The following is an 18,480-nucleotide window of genomic DNA, read 5'->3' as shown; positions in this document are numbered from 1 at the left end:
TCAGGCCGGGCCGCGCGGATGCACTCGGCAGTTGATGTGCAGGTACCGCGCGGTCCCCTCGCCGAAGTCGTAGAGGGCGAGGGTCTGCGGATCCTCGTCCGGGTGGCTGGGCGGGACGAGAAAATGCGTCTCGCTGATCGGCAGCAGATCGTATTCCAGCCGATCGGTGCCGCCCAGGATCCGGGCGTGCACCGGATCAGGGAGCAACGCCAGCCGCAGCCGATCGCCCCGCGCCGTCACCTCGAATCGTGTTCCGGGACGGCTGTATTCGCCCACGTAGCGGGCGGGGTCCAGGCGCAGTGCCGGATCGGGTTTCGGCGGCTCCGGCGGCCGGGGCGCGTCCAGACCGGCGAGGATCGCGTCGAATGCCCTGGCGGCGAACGACTCTCGTGGTCCACCGTTGGTCAGCACCGTGATCGCGAGATCGTGCTCCGGGAAGATCCGCAGTCGCGCGTTGTGGCCGATGGTGCTGCCGTCGCTGGCGAAGACGGTGTGCCCCTGCCAGTCGCAGACAATGAGCCCCAGTGCCCATTCCGGCCCGAACAGGTACGGATCAGGCACGGGGACACGGGAATCCATCATCTCCCGAACCGAAGCCGGTGCGAGTAGCGCCCCCGGCCCCCGCCCGGCCCGCGCCGCCGCCCCGGTCGTGCTGCCGCCCGTGCCGAGGAATACCCCGGCCAGCGCGAGCACATCGCGCACCGTCGAATTCACCCAGCCGCCGGGACCGTACGCGCGCGGCAGGTACTCGACGGGCGAGGGGACCGGCCCCTGCTCCGGTGACATGACCACGTGTCCGGTGGCGGCGCGTTCGCGATCCACCTCCCACGGCAGGCAGGTGGTGTCGCGCTGCCCGAGTGGTTCGAACACCAGCCGCCGCAGGATGTCGTGCCACGGCGCGCCGCCGGCCACCTCCATGATCCGCGCGAGGATCGCGTAGCCGAGCGCGGGGCTGTACCCGTGCGTGTGCCCGAGCGGGAACACCTGCGGCGCGTCGGCGATGTTCGCGACCATGCGGGCGTAGACGTCCTCGCCCTCGCCCGGATCGCCGAAGGACTCCTCGATCCCGCTGGTGTGGTTGAGCAGCTGCCGGGGCGTGAGAGCCGCCGCCACCCGCGAATCGGCGAGCGTGAATTCGGGAAGCCAGGTGCGCACCGGCTCGTCGAGCGCGACCGGACCCAGTTCGCACATCCGCAGGAACGCCAGCGCCGTCCACGTCTTGGTCATGGAACCGCACTGGTAGATGGTGTCGACGGTGGCGGGCGCGCCGGTGGTCACATCCCGGACGCCGACGGCGAATTCGGTGATCCGCCCGCCGTGCCGGATGCCCACCGCGGCGCTCGGAATCCGGTACTCCGTGAGAAGTTCGGCCACCCGCTGTCGCGCGGCCTCGATATCGACTGTCATTTCGGCAAACCCACCGCATTGGCGGCGTCCGCCTCGAAATAGTCGGTGCGGGCGTAGGGTCCGGCGAATTCGTCGAGAAATGCCGCGACCGCGTCGACCGATTCGGCCTCGATGACATTCACGGCCCGGGTGCCGTCGGCGGCGGCCACGGCGAGTGTCCAGCGTGCGCCGCGCGGGAGCCGTCCGTGGGCCTGTTTCAGAGAATTCCAGAATCCCACGTTGTCGGACACGACGGAGACCGCCATGACGGGGGTGCGGGCGGAATTGCTCGATCCCATGCCGGTGCTCATTTCGGCTCGTCCAGTGCGGACCGCACCCGGGTGAGCAGGGCGGTGCGGTCCACTCCGGCGGCTGTCAGGGCGCGCGGTACGGTGCCCACCTCGGCGGCGAGAACGGCCGCCAGCAGATGTGCCGGGCGCAGTTCGTTTTTCGCGGTGGCGCCTGCCATCCGGTCGATGGCGAGTTTGGCGCTGGCGCCCAGGCCGGGGAAGCGGCCCCGGCGTGGACTGGGTTTCGGCAGGTCGGCGGGTGTGGTGGTGACGCCCGCGAGTGCCAGGCTCTGGATGAACTCGTGCTCGAGGGCCGCGCGGACGGCCGGCTGGTCGAGTCCGGCCGCGGTCAGGATGCGCTGCGGCTCGGTGCCGTCCTGTGCGGCGAGGGCCAGCAGCAGGTGCTGGGCTTCGATGGTGGCCGAACCGTCCTGCTGGGCTTCGTGTCCGGCGTCGACGAGTACGGCGTGCAGGTATCTGTCGAAATCCTTGGTGGCGAACAACTGCATGTCAGCGTCTCCTCAATGTGACGCCCGCGGCGATGAGCCGCTTGGCGTGTTTCTTGTGCACCGCCTGCCGGGTGATGCCGAGGGCTTCGGCCACCTGCGGCCAGCTCCAGCCGGTGCGCATGGCCTCTTCGACGGCGACGTCCTCGAGTCGATCGGCCAAGCGCCGCAGGGCGACAACGGCCGCGAGCCGTCCGGCCGGATCGGTGGAATCGGGAATCTCCAGGGCGGGCATGTAAGCAACCGTAGTTGACTAAATCGCGGTTAGTCAACTCAAGTTGCTTACCCTGTCGACGCGGATTCCTCCCCGGAAACGACCGAACCCCCTCCGGCGCACCGGAGGGGGTTCGAGGGTTCGACGCGGGACCGCGACTCAGCAGGCCGCCTTGCCCATGGCCAGGATGGTGCACGCGGTGCCCTCCGACAGCTTCCAGCTGCCGTCGGCGTATTCCCAGGTCATCGGCACGCCCGGCATGGTGCCGTGCGGCGAGGAGATGGCCACCGACGCGTTGGCGCTCTCACCGTCGACCTGCACGCCCGACACGCCCCAGCCGATGGTCCCGTAGTTGGCCAGCTTGCCGGTCATGGTGTCGATATTGCTCGCGCGCCGGTCGCCGCCGACCATGAGCGTCTGCTTCTCCGCCGACGGCACGTTCGGGTCGGTGAAGCGGGTCAGGGTCGACTGCAGTTCCTCGGCCGAGGGCGTGGGCGCGGCGACCGCCGGACCCGCGAACGAGGTCAGTGCGACGGCCACGCCGGCGGCGGCCAGGGTGAAGCGGGCGGAGCGAGCGAGCATGGGGGAACGTGCCTTTCGTCGTTCGGTACTGCGGACTACGGCTGGCAGGCGGCGCGCGCCATGCCGAGGATGGTGCAGGCCCCGGCGTCGGAGAGTTTCCACTCGCCGCCGGAGTACTGGAAGGCCATCGGCACATCGGGCATGGTGCCGTGCGGGGAGGCGACGGCGACCTTGGCGGTGGCCTTGTCGGCGCCGTCGGCGGTGATTTCGCCGACCGTGAACGTGACCGTGTAATTGGCCAGGCCCTTGTTCATGGTGTCGATGAGGGTTGTGCGCTTTTCGCCGTCCACCACGAGTTTCGTCTTCTCGGCGGCAGGTACCGACGGGTCGGCGAACTTGGTCAGCAGCGCTTGCAGCTGCTCCTTGGTGGGCGCCGGCGCGGCCGCGCGATCTTGTGAAGTGGTGGTCGTACCGGCCGACGTGGTGGTAGAGCTTGTCTTGTCATCGGAACCGCAGCCCGCCAGGGCGGCGGTAACGGCGAGCGCGGCGGCGACGGTAGCCACGGAAACACGAAGCGTCCGCGTGACGTTGCCCGATACACGGGTACGACTTCCGGGAAGGAGCATCGACAGCACCCTTTCGGCTCGGCCGGCGATTAACTCGCCGGATACAGGTTAGGGCAGGCTAACATGCCCGCGTGGCCTGCCTGCCGCAGCCTAGATGTGATCACGACGAAACCATGTCGGAAAGCGGGAACGGTTGGAGCCCGGTAGCGTTGATAGACCGGGACTGGGAGGAGCAGCATCATGAGCCCCATCGAACATTCGGATTCGGCAGCCTGGAGGGAACTCGAGGCGGTACGTGCCGAGGCGGCTGCACTCCGGAGGCAACTCGCCGACTCGCCGGATCGGTCAAGGGAATTGGAAGCGCGCATCGATTCGCTGACAATTCGCAACACCAAGTTGATGGACACCTTGAAGGAAGCGCGCCAGCAATTGGTCGCGCTCCGCGAGGAAGTGGATCGCCTCGGCCAGCCACCCTCGGGTTACGGTGTTCTGATCGGTGTCTATGACGATCAGACGGTCGACGTGTTCACTTCCGGGCGCAAAATGCGGTTGACCTGTTCGCCGAATATCGACACCACCACGCTCACCTACGGCCAGACCGTGCGTCTCAACGAGGCGCTGACCGTCGTGGAGGCCGGGCTGTTCGACCAGATCGGTGAGATCGGCACGCTGCGTGAGATTCTCGACGACGGACGCCGCGCCCTGGTGGTCGGCCACGCCGACGAGGAGCGCGTGGTCTGGCTGGCCGGCCCGCTGGCCGACCTCGTCGACGCCGACATCATGGACGATCCCGACCAGCCGATTCGCAAACTGCGACCGGGTGATTCGCTGCTCGTCGACACCAAGGCCGGATTCGCCTTCGAGCGCATTCCCAAGGCCGAGGTGGAAGATCTGGTGCTGGAGGAGGTGCCCGACGTCGACTACCACGACATCGGTGGTCTCTCCCGGCAGATCGAGCAGATCCGCGACGCGGTGGAACTGCCGTTCCTGCACAAGGATCTGTTCCGCGAGTACGCGCTGCGCCCGCCCAAGGGCGTGCTGCTCTACGGCCCTCCCGGTTGCGGTAAGACGCTGATCGCCAAGGCCGTGGCCAACTCGCTCGCCAAGAAGATCGCCGAGGCGCGCGGTGAGGATGCCAAGGAAGCCAAGTCGTTCTTCCTCAACATCAAGGGCCCCGAGCTGCTCAACAAGTTCGTGGGTGAGACCGAGCGCCACATCCGGATCATCTTCCAGCGGGCTCGCGAGAAGGCGTCCGAGGGCACCCCGGTGATCGTGTTCTTCGACGAGATGGACTCGATCTTCCGCACCCGTGGTTCCGGCGTCTCCTCCGATGTGGAGACCACCGTTGTGCCGCAGCTGCTTTCGGAGATCGACGGTGTCGAGGGCCTGGAGAACGTCATCGTCATCGGCGCCTCCAACCGTGAGGACATGATCGACCCGGCCATCCTGCGGCCCGGCCGCCTGGACGTGAAGATCAAGATCGAGCGCCCGGATGCCGAAGCCGCACAGGACATCTTCTCGAAGTACCTGATCGAGACGCTGCCCCTGCACTCGGAGGATCTCGGCGAATTCGACGGCGACCACGCCAAATGCGTGCAGGCCATGATCGAGAAGGTCGTGGAGCGCATGTACGCCGAAAGCGAGGACAACCGCTTCCTGGAGGTCACCTACGCCAACGGTGACAAGGAGGTCCTGTACTTCAAGGACTTCAACTCCGGCGCCATGATCCAGAACATCGTGGACCGGGCCAAGAAGTACGCCATCAAGTCGGTGCTCGAAACCGGTAACCCGGGTCTGCGCATCCAGCATCTGTTCGATTCCATCGTGGACGAGTTCTCCGAGAACGAGGACCTGCCCAACACCACGAATCCCGATGACTGGGCCCGCATCTCCGGGAAGAAGGGCGAGCGGATCGTCTACATCCGCACGCTCGTCACCGGCAAGAACGCCTCGGCCAGCCGGGCGATCGACACCGAGTCCAATACCGGCCAGTACCTGTAACCATCGCCGATCCCGTGGGAGCCGCGCTTGCCTGTCAAGCGCGGCTCTCGCCGTAGTTGGGGCACAGCGAGATTCGTGTCGTAGGCTGAGTCCCGGGTAACGGTGTGTCGGGGAGGGTGTTTCATGGAACTCGCCGGGGGCATGACGTTCGCGGGCTACACGATAGAACGCAAACTGGGGGCGGGCAGCTCGGGCGCGGTCTACCTCGCACAGCATCCCCGTCTCCCGCGCAAGGACGCCCTCAAGATTCTCGCCGAGGGCTCCGGCCTGATCGCCGACCTGCCCGGAAAGTTCCTGCGCGAAGCCGATCTCGCCGCCCGCCTGCACCATCCCAACCTGGTCGCCGTGCGCGACAGAGGTTTCGAACAGGGGCGACTGTGGATCGCCATGCAGTACGTGGACGGGCCCGATTTGGCGGCCCTGATCCGGCACTGCGGCGGTGGACTGGATCCGGCCCGCGCGGTGGCCGTCCTCGAGCAGGCCGCGCACGGCATCGACGAGATCCACGGCGCGGGACTGCTGCACCGTGACGTGAAGCCCGCCAATATTCTGGTCGCCGCACAGCCGGGCGGTCCGGATCGGGTGTATGTCACCGATTTCGGCATTGCCCGGGCCGTGGCGGAACTCGCGCACCAGGATGCGCCCGACATCGCCGGGACGCTGGCCTACGCGGCTCCGGAACAGATCCGCGGGGAGACACTCGACCACCTCGCCGACGTCTACGCGCTGGGCTGCACGCTGTTTCACGCGCTCACCGGCGCTGTGCCGTTTCCGCGCGGAAGTACCGCGGCCATCCTGTACGCGCAGCTGCACGAGTCGCCGCCGCGACCATCGGAGCGCAATCCCGTTGTGCCGCACGGCCTCGACGCGGTGGTGGCCAAGGCCATGGCGAAGGATCCGGCGGACCGGTACGCGAGCTGCGGGGAACTGGCGGCAGCCGCGCGGGCGGTGCTCGAATCCGGCTCCGGTAGGCGATCGGTGCCGAATGCCGGTCCCCGGCGGAATGCGGAACCGGCTGCTGGGCAGCGGGTTCCGCGACGGCGTCGGGTCGCGGTGGGCGTGGCGGTGGTGGCGGCGATCATCACGCTGGTGAGCGCGGGCATCGCCCTCGGGGTGGGCGAGCGCGGGACATCCGGTGCGGTCGCGAGCGCGAATACTCCGGTCACCGGCACGATCGACGCCAGGGAATGGGGTGAGCTCGGCTATATCGCCTCGGTCTTCCCGGATCTGCTGCCGCCGACCCCGACCGGGGCCGGATACCAGGATCTGAGCGGCTGTTTCGCCGTCGGAGAGGACCAGGAGAAGGTCTACCTGGACACGAAACAACAGTCGGTGAATCACCTGTACTGCATGGGAGATCTGAATCCCGTCTGGGTGGTGACGATCGCGTGCAACGCCGATCGCACGCCGATCCTGCCCGACGAACTGCTCGCCGGTGTGGAAGGGCACGAGACCTGGAGCCGGGCGTCGGGGACCGGAAACCTGTTCTGGGGCAAGGACGTCTTCCCCGACAACGTGGCCGCGATAGGCGGGAAGATGGCGGCGATCCTCGACGTGTACTTCGACGATCCGGGCCGGAACTTCTGCCGGATGCGGGTTTTCGGCGATCTGGTCAGCGGAAGCGAGCTGCGCAGCCGCTGGTGGCTGAACGCGCCGGTGTAGGAAGGGCGGCCCATGACGAAATCGATGATCGGTCGTGCCCGGTGGCGGGCGCTGGTGCCGATCGCGGTGCTGCTGACCGCGACAGGCTGTGTGGTGCAGGGGAATCCGATACCCGACTATGGGGATCCGGCCGAGCTTCCGGTTGGTGCCTACAGTGTCGAGCCACTGGCCGCGCCCGCCGGCGACGTGGAGCACGGCCGGGTCCTGGAGTCCGCCCGTATGGCCGACGCGATCGTCGACCCCGTCGAGGTCGACCCCGGCCTGCAGTTCGCGGCCAATACCTACGGGGTCACGCCGCTGCCGACCCCCGGCAAGGTGCGCATGCTGCTGGCCGAACCGGTACGCGCGGTGCTGGAGCGGGAGGGCATGGTGGCCGGCTGCGCCTCCAACGGCGCCGATCGCGATTTCGGCAGCAAGCGTCCCGGTGTGGGCGCCGCGCAGGTTCTGACGGTGATCGCGCTCCGCTTCCCGGACGCGGCGGCGGCCGCCCGCGCGGCTCGCGATATCGACGCGGTGGACGCGGCGGTCAGCACCGAGAACGCGGCGCTGAGCATCACGGAATATCCTGGGGCGTACGCACATTGGCGGCCCGGCGTGCCGAGTATGGCGGCCACGGTGGCCGACGGTGTCTTCGTGGTGACCCTGCTGATCGGGCACACCGCCGCGGATACCGTCGCCATGACCACGCTGGCGCGCAAGACCTTCGACGCCCAGCTACCACGCCTGCGCGAGTTCGAGCCCACACCGGTTGACCGGCTGTCCGCGCTGCCGCTGGATCCGGAGGGCATGATCGGGCGTATGGTGCCGCCCGCGCCCGGACGGTGGCTGTATCCCGCCGTGGTGTCGAGCACCGGCGCCCGCACTGCCGGTTGGGACGCCAGGATCATGAGCGTGGGCCTGGTATTCGGGCGGCGCGGGGCGCAGCTGTGGGGAAATCGCAGTACGGTCTTCGACGAGGTGGAACTCATTGCCGTGAATGTGCTCAACACGCTCTACCGCTATCCGAGCGCGGTGGTGGCGCGCCGGGCGTTCCTGTTCGCGTCGCAGCGGGACGCTGCGGGGACCGGCGCGCGAATAGTGGACGCGCCCAATGACATACCGGATATCCACTGTGTCGAGGACCAGAGCCGCACCGGGGACACTCCGCGGTTCACCTGCCGGGTGCAGCACGGGCGGTACTACGCCATCGTGGTCTCGCGCGAGGAGCCGGCGGTGCTGGAGAAGGCGGCGGCCCAGTACGGGTTGCTGATCAACAGCGTATGAGCCGGATCTTCGACCTGCGGCCCGGAACGGTGTTCGCCGGATATCGGATCCTGCGGATACTCGGCCGGGGCGGGATGGGCACGGTGTATCTGGCCCGGCATCCGCGGATGGCGCGCGACGACGCGCTCAAGATCCTGTCCCCGGATCTCAGCGCGGATCCGGAATACAGCGCCCGCTTCCACCGGGAGGCCGAACTCGCGGCACGACTCGACCATCCGAACGTGGTGGCGGTCTGGGATCGCGGCGTGGAGGAGGGGCGGCTCTGGATCGCCATGCAGTACGTGGACGGCCTGGACGCCGACACCCTGCTCGAGGCCCATCCCGCGGGCCTCGAGGTGGATACCGCCCTGCGCATCCTCGACGCGGCCGCACACGGCCTGGATGCCGCGCACCGCGCGGGCCTGCTGCACCGCGATGTGAAACCGGCGAACATCCTGCTCGAGCGCCGCGCCGGCCGCGCGGAGCGGGTCTACGTCTCGGACTTCGGAATCGCCAAGGCAGCCAACGAATCCGCGATGCTGACCGCGCCCGGCATGGTGATGGCGACCCTCGCCTACGCCGCGCCGGAGCAGATCGAGGCCGACGTCCTGGATCAGCGCACCGATGTGTACGCCCTCGGCTGCACCTTCTACGAACTGCTGACCGGCAGCCCGCCCTTCCCACGCTCCTCGAACGCGGAGGTGATGACGGCACATCTGCTGGCCCCGGCGCCGACGGCCACCTCCCGGCGCGCGGATCTGCCCGTGGAACTGGATACCGTCATCGCTCGAGCGCTGGACAAGGATCCGGCGCGGCGGTACGCCTCCTGTGGTGCGCTGGCGCGCGGGGCGCGGGCCGCGTGTCATCCCGGCGAAGTGGTTGCCGGGGAAGAGGATCCGAGTGTGCCCGGTGGACTCCGTACCGGTGACGACCGTCCCGGTGACCGCTCGACCGGCATGGGGACGTCCGGTGCGCCTGCACCGCGGCCACGGTCCGTGCGCGCACTGCTCTCGGCGGTCGTGGCGCTCGTCGCCGTCGTGACGGCGGGGGTGTTCGGGCTGAGAGTGGTTGCCGCGCAGGAGAGTTCGGTTCCCCCGACCTCCGGTACCACGACGACCGCGCCGGTCACGCCCGTCACCTGGGGCTCGTATGACTTTATGGCGCAGGCGTTTCCGGCGCTGCTGCCGTCCGGCCCGTTCACGTCCGGGTATCAGGGGCTGCGGTGTGCGACGGTCGATGCGAAACTGGATGCCCTGGCGCCTGCCGATCCGCCGCCCGCGCTCACCCACCTGTGGTGCCGGGGTGATTCGAATCCGGTGCGCCAGGCACTCGTTCTGTGCAACGCCGATCGCAGTCCGTCGATGTTGACGCGCGACACCGAGGTCACCCCCGAGGGCGAAGGAGACTGGCAGCGCGGGAACGAACGCGGCCGGATGTATTGGGCGGTAGGCACATTCAACGGCGCGCCCAGTGGCATCCTGCAGATCGGATTCGAGGATCCCGCGCGAAACTTCTGCCAGCTCTACGTTTCCGGCGGCGCGAGCGGCCGTCAGCTGGTCGATTGGTGGGCCTCCGCGCCTGCCTGATCCGAGGCGTCGAGTTCGGCGAGGATCTCGTAGAGGGTTCGGCGGCGGGCGGGGGAGAGGGTGGCGAAGAGGTCCCGGGCCGCGGTGCGGCGTGCCTCGGCCATCCGGTTCAGCGCGGTGCGACCCTGCTCGGTGAGGGTGACCAGCACGGCGCGGCGGTTGGCGGGGTCGGGGGTGCGGGTGGCCAGGCCCGCGGCTTCGAGGGCGTCGACGACGGTGGTGGCGGAGCGGGGGACGATGCCGAGGCGGTCGGCGAGGGCGGACATGCGCAGCGGGTCGGGGGTGTGGCCGAGGATGCGCAGGGCGCGGGCCTGGGCGGGGGTGAGGCCCAGGGGGGCGAGGCCGGACTGCTGGGTCCGGCGGATGCGGCGGGCCGTGCGGAAGAAGAGGTCGGGGAGGTCGCTGTCCGAGGCGTCCGTCATATTTCTGAGCTTAGATCATTGTTTGATGGAACAATAATGAGGCAAGCTCAGTTACAGCCTGTGTTCTCGCAGGAAGGAGGGCGCCTATGGTGGCCCGATCCGAACTTCGCCGGATACTCCGGCTCTTTCATCCGTATCGCGGGCGGCTCGCCGTGGTGGGTCTGCTCGTGGGTCTGTCCTCACTGGTGGGGCTGGCGTCGCCGTTCATGCTGCGCGCCGTGCTCGACGACGCGCTGCCGCACGGCCGCACCGGATTGCTGACGCTGCTGGCGCTGGGCATGGTCGCCGTCGCCGCGCTCACCGCGGTGTTCGGCGTGTGGCAGACCTATATGTCGACGGCGGTCGGGCAGGAGGTCATGCACGATCTGCGGACCGCCGTGTACGCGCGACTGCAGTCCATGCCGCTGGCCTTCTTCACCGCGACCCGCACCGGCGAGGTGCAGTCGCGCATCGCCAATGACATCGGCGGCATGCAGTCCACCGTCACCTCGACGGCCACCTCGCTGATCGCCAATTTCACCTCCGTCTTCGCGGCGGTGATCGCCATGTTCGCGCTGGATTGGCGGCTCACCCTGGTATCGCTGGCCATGCTGCCGCTGTTCGTGTGGATCAGCCGCCGGGTCGGCTCCGAACGCCGCCGGATCACCGGCGCGCGGCAGCAGCAGCTGGCGTCCATGTCCGCGATCGTCGAGGAATCGCTGTCGGTGAGCGGAATCCTGTTGGGTCGCACCATGGGCCGTTCACCCGCGCTCGTCGATGATTTCGCGCACGAGTCACGCGGCCTGGTGGACCTGGAGATCCGCGCCAATATGGCCGGCCGCTGGCGGCAGTCCACCATCGGCATCGTCATGGCGGCCATGCCCGCCGTCGTCTACTGGGTTGCCGGATTGACCAGTGCCGCAGGCACTCCACTGGTATCCATCGGCACACTGGTGGCCTTCACCACCTTGCAGGCCGGTCTGCTGCGCCCCGCCGTCATGCTGCTGTCCACCGGCGTCGAGGTGCAGAGCTCCCTGGCGTTGTTCACCCGCATCTTCGAATATCTCGATCTGCGACCGGATATCGCCGAACCGGCGCAGCCCGTCGCGCTGCCCGCCCGCGCGCCCGGCGCGGTGCGCTTCGACCACGTGAGCTTCGGTTACGACGCCGACCGGAAGGTGCTGCGCGACATCGACATCATCGTCCCCGCGGGCACCAGCCTGGCCATCGTCGGCGAGACCGGTTCCGGCAAAACCACTCTCGGCTACCTGGCCGCCCGCCTCTACGATGTCACCGCCGGCCGCGTCACCATCGACGGAATCGACGTCCGCGACCTGAGTTTCGCCGACCTGGCGGCAACGGTGGGCGTCGTCTCCCAGGAGACCTACCTCTTCCACGCCTCCGTAGCCGACAACCTCCGCTTCGCCCACCCCGATGCCACCGACGCGGATCTCCACGCCGCCGCCCGCGCCGCCCAGATCCACGACCACATCATGAGCCTCCCCGACGGCTACGACACCCTCGTCGGCGAACGCGGCTACCGCTTCTCCGGCGGCGAGAAACAACGCCTCGCCGTAGCCCGAGCCATCCTCCGCAACCCCCCGGTCCTGATCCTCGACGAGGCCACCAGCGCCCTGGACACCCGCACCGAACGGGAAGTGCAGGCAGCCATCGACGCACTCGCCGTCGGCCGCACCACGATCACCATCGCCCACCGCCTGTCCACCATCCGCGACGCCGACCAGATCATCGTCCTCGATCGCGGCCGGGTTGCCGAACGCGGCACGCACGAAGAACTACTGTCCCGCAAGGGTTTCTACGCTGATCTCCTCGTTCGGGATACCGCACCGGTTGCCGCCTGACGGCGTATCGTGTTCTGAACAAGCGGCCGATCTGGGGGAGAGCCGTGGAGCTGACCGAAGGCACACTCTTCGCGGGGTATCGGATCGAACGCCGGCTCGGGTCCGGTGGGATGGGAACGGTCTACCTGGCCCGGCACCCGCGCCTGCCACGCAGTGACGCGCTCAAGGTGCTGTCCGGCGATTCGGTGCGCGGCGGTGAATTCCGGCGGCGCTTCCTGCGCGAGGCGGAATTCGCCGCCCGCCTGCATCATCCGAATCTGATCACGGTCCACGACAGGGGCGAGACGGGTGAACACCTGTGGATCGCCATGCAATATGTGGACGGCATCGACGTGCGCGCGCTGATCGCACGCGGCCCGGACGATCTGGATCCACCCCGTGCGATCCACATTCTCACCGAGGCGGCTCGGGGGCTGGACGAGATCCACGCGGCCGGACTGGTGCATCGCGATGTGAAGCCCGCCAATATCCTGATCGCCGAGCAGCCCGGTAAGCCGGATCGTGTGCTGGTCACCGACTTCGGAATCGCGCGACCGGCGGACGAATCCACCGACCGGACCGGTGCGGGCGGTTTCGCCGGAACCCTCGCCTACACCGCGCCGGAGGTGGTCCTCGGCGAGCATATCGACCAGCGGGCCGACGCCTACTCCCTGGGATGCACCCTCTACCAGATGCTGACGGGTTCGGTGCCGTTCCCGCACAGCAATTCGGCGGCCGTGGTGCACGCCCACGTGCACGAGACCCCGCCGCGGCCGTCGGCCCGAAATCCTTCGATCCCCGCGGAATTCGATGCCGTCATCGCGAAAGCCATGGCCAAGCGTCGCGAGAATCGCTATTCGAGTTGCGGTGAGCTCGCGGCGGCAGCGGCGGCCGCGCTACACGGAAACCGCACCGGCCGAGCGGGATCGAGGCGGCTCGGCTACCGGATGGCGGTCGCGATGCTGGTGGCCGCCCTGGCGATCGCTGCCGCTGTGCTGTTCGACGGGAACGGATTTCGCTGGGCGGCGCAACCGGTCGCCGCCACCTCCAATCCGCCCGTGACCGGAACCATCGAGTCAGCGGAGTGGGGTGAGCTGGCCTATATCGCCGAAGCCTTCGCGACCCTGCTGCCCGGCATCCCCTGGGCCGCGGGCTACCAGGAGCTCTCCATGTGCGATGCCTTCTCCGACTCCGAGGAATCCACGAATATGCTGTTCTGTAGCGGGAACTCGGATCCTGCCTGGACAGTGATGATCGAATGCAACCCCGATCGCACGCCGATTCTGCCCAGCAGCCCCCTGACCCGAATCGAGGGGAACCTGCAGTGGACCAGGCCCACGGGCAGCGGAAACCTGTTCTGGGGCAGCGAAATCGTCGGCGCCGCCGGCAGTAAGTACGGCCAGCGGATGGGCGTGTTGAATGTGTACTTCGACGATCCCGAACGCAATTTCTGTTGGATCTCGGTGTGGGGCGTCGTCTCGGCTCCCGAGGATCTGGTCAGGCTCTGGTGGAACGATGCACCGCTCTGATATCGGTCACAGGCTCGCTCCGGTACTCGCCGTCATGGCCGTCACGCTGGGCTGTACCGTACCCGGCTCACCGAGCCCGGAATACGCGGATCCCGCCACCCTCGATGTCGGCGCCTACAGTGTGTGGCCGCTGGACCCGCCGGACACCAGCACCGAGTCCTATGGCCGGGTCCTGGAATCGGTGCGGATGGCGGAGGTGACCGTCGACCCGGTCGAGGTGGACCCGAGTCTCGTCTTCGCGACCATGAACTGGGGCGTGGTGCCAGTGCCCACCCCGGTGAAGGTGGCCATGTTCCTGGCCGAGCCGGTCCGCGCGGTACTGGAGCGTGAGCAGATGCTGGCCGGAACCCTGGTCAGCCGCACGGACCGGCCGCATGCGGTCGACGGTCCGGTGGTGGGAACGGCGACCACGCTGACGGTGGTCGTATTGCGATTCCCTGATGCGGCGGCGGCGGAACGGGCCGCGCGCGATATCGATGCGGTGGATGCCGCGGTCAACTCCGACAACGTCGCCGTCCCGATCGCGCAATACCCTGCGGCACAAGCACATTGGCGTCCGAACGTGCCCACGATGGCCGCCACGATCGCCCGGGACAGCTATGTGGTGAGCGTGCTGGCTGCCGTGCCCTCCACCGACCTGTCCGCCCTGACCGAACTCGCGGCCGGCGCGTTCGACCGGCAGCTGCCCCGCCTGGCGGATTTCGCGCCCACACCCCGGGATCAGCTCGCGGCGCTGCCCCTCGATCCGGACGGCATGCTGGGGCGAACTGTGCCGGATGCGCCGAATCGCTGGTCCTATCCCGCGATTCCGATAAACACCGCTGACCGCAACGCCGGGTGGGCCGCGTCCGCCGACGTCATCGGGGTGGTGTTCCGGGAGCGCGGCGGCTGGCTGTGGCTGGGGGAACCGGAGGTGGAGAATCACCCTGAGCGGACCGCGATCACCGGGTCGGTGGTGCTTTTCCGCTACGTCGATGCGGTGGCGGCCCGCAGGGCCTACATCCACTCGAATCGCGTCGAAGCGGCCAACGACGCCATTCGAATGGTGGACGGCCCTGCGGGAGTGGCGGATTCGACCTGTGCCGTCGATCCGAACAGCACCACCATCGCGCTCGGCTCGAGCTGTCGCGTGCTGGTCGGCCGATATGTCGCGTACATCAAGGCAGGCGATATCGTGACCGCGCGGCGAAAAGCCGCCGCGCAGTACGGAATTCTGGTCAACGCGGGTGCGTGATCGATGGCGGAACCAGGCCCCGGACAGGTCTTCGCCGGGTACCGGATCGATCGGGTGCTGGGCGTCGGCGGAATGGGCGCGGTGTACCTGGCCAAACATCCACGTCTGCCCCGGCACGAGGCATTGAAGGTGCTGCCGCTGCAGCACGGATTGGATCGGGAGCGCCGTGCCCGTTTCGCGCGGGAAGCGGAACTGGTTGCGCGGCTCGATCATCCGAATGTGGTTGCGGTGCGTGATCGCGGGTTCGAGGGCGGATTCTTCTGGATCGCCATGGAATTGGTCGACGGCACCGATGCCGCCGCGCTCATACGGCGCAATCCGTCCGGCCTGCCCGCGCCGGTCGCGTTGCACATTCTCACCGAAGCGGCGCACGGGCTGGACGCGGCGCACGCGCTCGGCATTCTGCACCGGGATGTCAAACCCGCGAACATCCTGCTCGAGACGCGTTCCGGCAGCCGCCCTCGGGTCTACGTCTCCGATTTCGGCATCGCCCGGCCCATAACGGAGACGACCGCGCTCACCGAGACCGGCGCGGTTCTGGCGACACTGGCCTATGCCGCCCCGGAACAGGTCTCGGATCTGCCGTTGGACCGGGCCGCGGACGTTTACGCCCTCGGATGCACATTCTTCGAATTACTCACCGGCAGTAGGCCATTTCCTTATCCGGCGGCGGCATCGGTGGTGTGGGCGCATCTCCATGAACCCCTGCCGAAGGCGACCGACTTCAATCCGGATCTGCCTGTGGCCATCGATGAGGTGATTGCGCGCGCGACGGCCAAGGATCCATCCGAACGCTATTCCGGCTGCGGTGAATTCGCGTCGGCGGCCGCGGCCGCGCTCGAGGACGCGGCACCGACGCGAGCGGATCCCGGCCCGCATCGTGCGTCGAAGCGAATTCTCGCGGCCTGCGTGGTCATCGGTCTCACTCTCGCGATGATCGCGGCAGCCGTTGTCCTGGAAAGGAAATCGCCGCCGGACAGCCTGCACGTGGCACCTGACACGACGACGGTAACGGGCGTACCGGTGACCGGCCGGCTCACCTGGGGCGCCTACGCCTCTGTGGTGCAACGGTTCCCGGATCTGCTGCCGTCGAGCCCGGTGCGCAGCGGCCACGGCGGTGTCCGGTGTGGACCGGTCGACGCCGCCGGAAATGACCTCCCAGCCACCGATTCCGTTCCGGACATCGCGCGAATCCGATGCCTGGGCAACCGGGACCCGCTGGACCGATTCGTGGTGGCCTGCCGTACCGACGCCGCCGATGCCGCCGCCGAACCCGAATCCGATACGACCATCCGGGCCGATGAGGTCTGGCAGCGCGGTACGGAGTCCGGCACCCTGCGCTGGGGTGACCGCCCGGCCATCGGAACCACGGAAGGTGTCCTGCTGATCGAATTCGACGCACCGGCCAAGGAGTCCTGCTGGATTCACGCGAACGGCGGAACCACCGGCCGGGACCTGCTCGATTCCTGGTGGCAGCAGGCCCCGATCTGACCTACCGGCTTCAGCTCAGCCCGGGAATGAAGCCCGGGTACACGTAGTGCGTGCCACCGGCGATATTGCCGAACCCGGTGATGTTCGGGAAGTTGAACGGCAGCGCCTTGAGCTTGTGCGGGTTGCCGTCCTGATCGGCCTGGAAGCACTCCATGGTCTTGCCGTGGAAGCTGGTGCACACGACGCGGGTGCTGTTGCCGTACGGCGAGCTCAACCGACTGCGCATGTCGAAGGGGTTCCAGAAGTTGGGGTCGTCGGCGGTCAGGAACTTGACCTCCGATACCTGGATGGGGCTGTTGGGCTGCTGAACAGGCCATTCGTCGGCGTGTGCGATGCCCGACCCGAGGACGGCGGCGGTTCCGGCAGCGGCGGCGACAGCGGCGATTCGGGTCGCGGTACGGGTGATCGTCTTCATTGGCGTTCCATCCTTCGGTGACTCGATTGATGTACAGCGTCGATCAGTGCATCGGTTCCAGCGGACCAAACAGTACGGGTGAGCTGCGTCACGCGGCGGTGAGAGTCAGGTTCGCCGGATGCGCCGATAGGTCGGAGTGGCGGCGACGGCGGTGGCGAGATGCCCGGCCACGTCAGGCAGATCGGCGGCGTGCAGGGCGGCGACGGTGAGGCGGAGGTGGTCGTTGTGGGGATGGTCGGTGACCTCGAAGGGACCGCCGGGGGCCACCTTGATGCCCGCCGCGGCCAGCGAGATCATGGCGGCGTTCTCGTCGGCCACCGGGAGCCAGAGGTTGATGCCGTCGCCGCGGGGGATGGTGATGCCTTGGCGGGCTAGGGATTTGCGGAGGGCGTCGGCTCGGGATCGGTATTCGGCGCGGGCCGTGGCGACGGTGTGGCGGGAGGCGGGGTCGGTGAGCATGTGGAGCAGGACGCGCTGGAGGAGGCGGCTGGACCAGCCGGGGCCGAGCATGCGGCGTTCGATGACGGGGTCGAGCAGGTTCGCGGGTCCGCCCACCACCGCGAGCCGCAGATCCGCGCCGTGGGATTTGGAGTAGGAGCGGATGTGGACGGTGTGGGTGGGCAGGCGGGCGCCGAGTGAGCGCAGCGGGGAGTGGGCGATGCCGTCGGAGTGGTCGTCCTCGATGATCAGCACGGCGGTCCCGGCGAGGGCGTCGGCGAGTTCCCGGACGCGGCGGGTGGACAGGGATGCGCCGGTGGGGTTCTGGGCGCGCGGCTGGAACAGCAGGGCGGTGGGGGAGTGCCGTGCCACCGCGTCGGCGAGTTCGCCGGGCAGGAGTCCGGATTCGTCCATGCGCACGGGAACCGGGCGGGCTCCGATGCGGGAGAGCAGGTCGAGAAACGGTGGGAAGCACGGGTTTTCGACGATGACCTCGTCGCCGAGGTGGACGTGGGCGGTGAGCAGGCGGTCCACGGCGTCGAGTGCGCCGTCGACGACGGTGAAGCGTTCGGCGCGCATCGGCCACTCGGCGCGGACCAGGGCCTCGAGTTCGGGGAGCACGGCGTTGCCGAGGTAGGTGGCGGACAGGTCGTCGATGGAGTCCGCGTCGGCGAGGACGCGCAGGGCGGCGGTGAGGTCGGGCAGCAGGGCGGGGTCGGGGGTGCCGCGTGAGAGGTCGATGCGGAAGGCGCTGTCGGATTCGGAGTGCAGTCGCTGGTATCTGCCGGTGGGTCGGGTGGTGACCGGCTTCGCGACGGCGTCGACGAAGGTTCCGGCGCGGCCGCGCGCCACGATGGCCCCGGTGTTGGCCAGGGCGCGCCAGGCCTGGGTCACGGTGGCGGGAGAGACCTTCAGTTCGCGGGCCACCTCGCGGACGGTGGGCAGGCGGTCGCCGGGCAGGAGTGCGCCCGAGCGGATGCGCCTGCTGACGGCGGCCGCGATGCCGGCGGCGGTGCGATCGTGCACGGTGGCGGCGAGGGCGGCCGCGCCGCTGTCTACGCCCGTGGAGAACCCGGCCGTCGGCGAGGCGGCATCCGGCGCGCCGGGGGGACCGAGTTCTGTTGTCACAGAGTCATTCTGCGATGCGGCAGGGGGC

17 protein-coding genes are annotated in these 18,480 nt (G+C 68.4%); 8 read left to right on the top strand and 9 right to left on the bottom strand.

The genetic code is table 11. The features are described from left to right. The 6 genes from JK358_RS05780 to JK358_RS05755 all read right to left on the bottom strand — a co-directional run bounded on the left by JK358_RS05780 (position 1) and on the right by JK358_RS05755 (position 3,481). A complete protein-coding gene (locus JK358_RS05780) occupies positions 1–1,407 on the bottom strand; it encodes a serine hydrolase domain-containing protein (protein WP_201944513.1) in 1,407 nt (468 codons plus the stop codon). Further along, complete coding sequence (locus tag JK358_RS05775; RefSeq protein ID WP_201944511.1) at positions 1,404–1,685, bottom strand: hypothetical protein; 282 nt, start codon at positions 1,683–1,685, stop codon at positions 1,404–1,406. Before JK358_RS05775 ends, JK358_RS05780 begins: the two co-directional genes overlap by 4 nt. An 8-nt stretch (positions 1,686–1,693) precedes the next feature. Further along, complete coding sequence (locus JK358_RS05770; protein ID WP_201944509.1) at positions 1,694–2,185, bottom strand: Clp protease N-terminal domain-containing protein; 492 nt, start codon at positions 2,183–2,185, stop codon at positions 1,694–1,696. 1 nt (position 2,186) lies between these two features. After that, positions 2,187–2,417: a hypothetical protein gene (locus tag JK358_RS05765; RefSeq protein ID WP_201944507.1), complete on the bottom strand. Its 231-nt coding sequence runs from the start codon at positions 2,415–2,417 to the stop codon at positions 2,187–2,189. A gap of 138 nt (positions 2,418–2,555) precedes the next feature. Beyond that, the gene (locus JK358_RS05760; RefSeq protein ID WP_201944505.1) at positions 2,556–2,978 is read right to left on the bottom strand and encodes an MTB12 C-terminal domain-containing protein; all 423 of its coding nucleotides are present in this window, start codon (positions 2,976–2,978) and stop codon (positions 2,556–2,558) included. Between the two features lie 35 nt (positions 2,979–3,013). After that, positions 3,014–3,481 (bottom strand): WKL family lipoprotein, encoded by a 468-nt coding sequence (locus tag JK358_RS05755; protein ID WP_307817323.1) that lies wholly within the window; start codon positions 3,479–3,481, stop codon positions 3,014–3,016. A gap of 243 nt (positions 3,482–3,724) precedes the next feature. Here JK358_RS05755 and arc point away from each other — a divergent pair, with 243 nt between their 5' ends. The 4 genes from arc to JK358_RS05735 all read left to right on the top strand — a co-directional run bounded on the left by arc (position 3,725) and on the right by JK358_RS05735 (position 9,975). Next, positions 3,725–5,485: a proteasome ATPase gene (gene arc / locus JK358_RS05750; protein ID WP_201944502.1), complete on the top strand. Its 1,761-nt coding sequence runs from the start codon at positions 3,725–3,727 to the stop codon at positions 5,483–5,485. A gap of 123 nt (positions 5,486–5,608) precedes the next feature. Next, on the top strand, positions 5,609–7,147 hold the full coding sequence (locus tag JK358_RS05745) for a serine/threonine-protein kinase (RefSeq protein WP_201944494.1): 1,539 nt from the start codon (positions 5,609–5,611) through the stop codon (positions 7,145–7,147). 12 nt (positions 7,148–7,159) lie between these two features. Continuing rightward, positions 7,160–8,410, top strand: coding sequence for a DUF7373 family lipoprotein (locus JK358_RS05740; RefSeq protein WP_201944492.1), 1,251 nt, complete (start codon positions 7,160–7,162; stop codon positions 8,408–8,410). Then, the gene (locus JK358_RS05735; protein WP_232850814.1) at positions 8,407–9,975 is read left to right on the top strand and encodes a serine/threonine-protein kinase; all 1,569 of its coding nucleotides are present in this window, start codon (positions 8,407–8,409) and stop codon (positions 9,973–9,975) included. Before JK358_RS05740 ends, JK358_RS05735 begins: the two co-directional genes overlap by 4 nt. Here the strand turns inward: JK358_RS05735 and JK358_RS05730 are convergent. After that, positions 9,939–10,397 (bottom strand): MarR family winged helix-turn-helix transcriptional regulator, encoded by a 459-nt coding sequence (locus JK358_RS05730; protein ID WP_201944491.1) that lies wholly within the window; start codon positions 10,395–10,397, stop codon positions 9,939–9,941. The genes JK358_RS05735 and JK358_RS05730 overlap by 37 nt on opposite strands. An 86-nt stretch (positions 10,398–10,483) precedes the next feature. Here JK358_RS05730 and JK358_RS05725 point away from each other — a divergent pair, with 86 nt between their 5' ends. From JK358_RS05725 to JK358_RS05710, 4 genes are read left to right on the top strand one after another with little or no spacing between them, the layout of a single operon-like run. Beyond that, the gene (locus JK358_RS05725; RefSeq protein WP_201944489.1) at positions 10,484–12,238 is read left to right on the top strand and encodes an ABC transporter ATP-binding protein; all 1,755 of its coding nucleotides are present in this window, start codon (positions 10,484–10,486) and stop codon (positions 12,236–12,238) included. A gap of 44 nt (positions 12,239–12,282) precedes the next feature. After that, a complete protein-coding gene (locus tag JK358_RS05720) occupies positions 12,283–13,746 on the top strand; it encodes a serine/threonine-protein kinase (protein WP_201944487.1) in 1,464 nt (487 codons plus the stop codon). After that, positions 13,733–14,980 carry a DUF7373 family lipoprotein gene (locus JK358_RS05715; RefSeq protein ID WP_201944484.1) on the top strand — a complete coding sequence of 416 codons (1,248 nt, stop codon included), beginning with the start codon at positions 13,733–13,735 and terminating at the stop codon, positions 14,978–14,980. Before JK358_RS05720 ends, JK358_RS05715 begins: the two co-directional genes overlap by 14 nt. 3 nt (positions 14,981–14,983) lie before the next feature. Beyond that, positions 14,984–16,471 (top strand): serine/threonine-protein kinase, encoded by a 1,488-nt coding sequence (locus JK358_RS05710; RefSeq protein ID WP_201944482.1) that lies wholly within the window; start codon positions 14,984–14,986, stop codon positions 16,469–16,471. A gap of 10 nt (positions 16,472–16,481) precedes the next feature. Here JK358_RS05710 and JK358_RS05705 read toward each other — a convergent pair whose 3' ends face one another. Continuing rightward, positions 16,482–16,886, bottom strand: coding sequence for a hypothetical protein (locus JK358_RS05705; protein ID WP_201944480.1), 405 nt, complete (start codon positions 16,884–16,886; stop codon positions 16,482–16,484). A 105-nt stretch (positions 16,887–16,991) separates the two neighbouring features. Then, positions 16,992–18,452 carry an aminotransferase-like domain-containing protein gene (locus tag JK358_RS05700; protein WP_307817322.1) on the bottom strand — a complete coding sequence of 487 codons (1,461 nt, stop codon included), beginning with the start codon at positions 18,450–18,452 and terminating at the stop codon, positions 16,992–16,994. Positions 18,453–18,480 lie beyond the last annotated feature (28 nt).

It is taken from the genome of Nocardia acididurans (genome assembly GCF_016741815.1).
In the GTDB taxonomy this organism is placed as follows: Bacteria; Actinomycetota; Actinomycetes; order Mycobacteriales; family Mycobacteriaceae; genus Nocardia; species Nocardia acididurans.
Note: the sequence above shows the minus strand (reverse complement) of the source record. Positions and strands in the feature narration are given on the sequence as shown.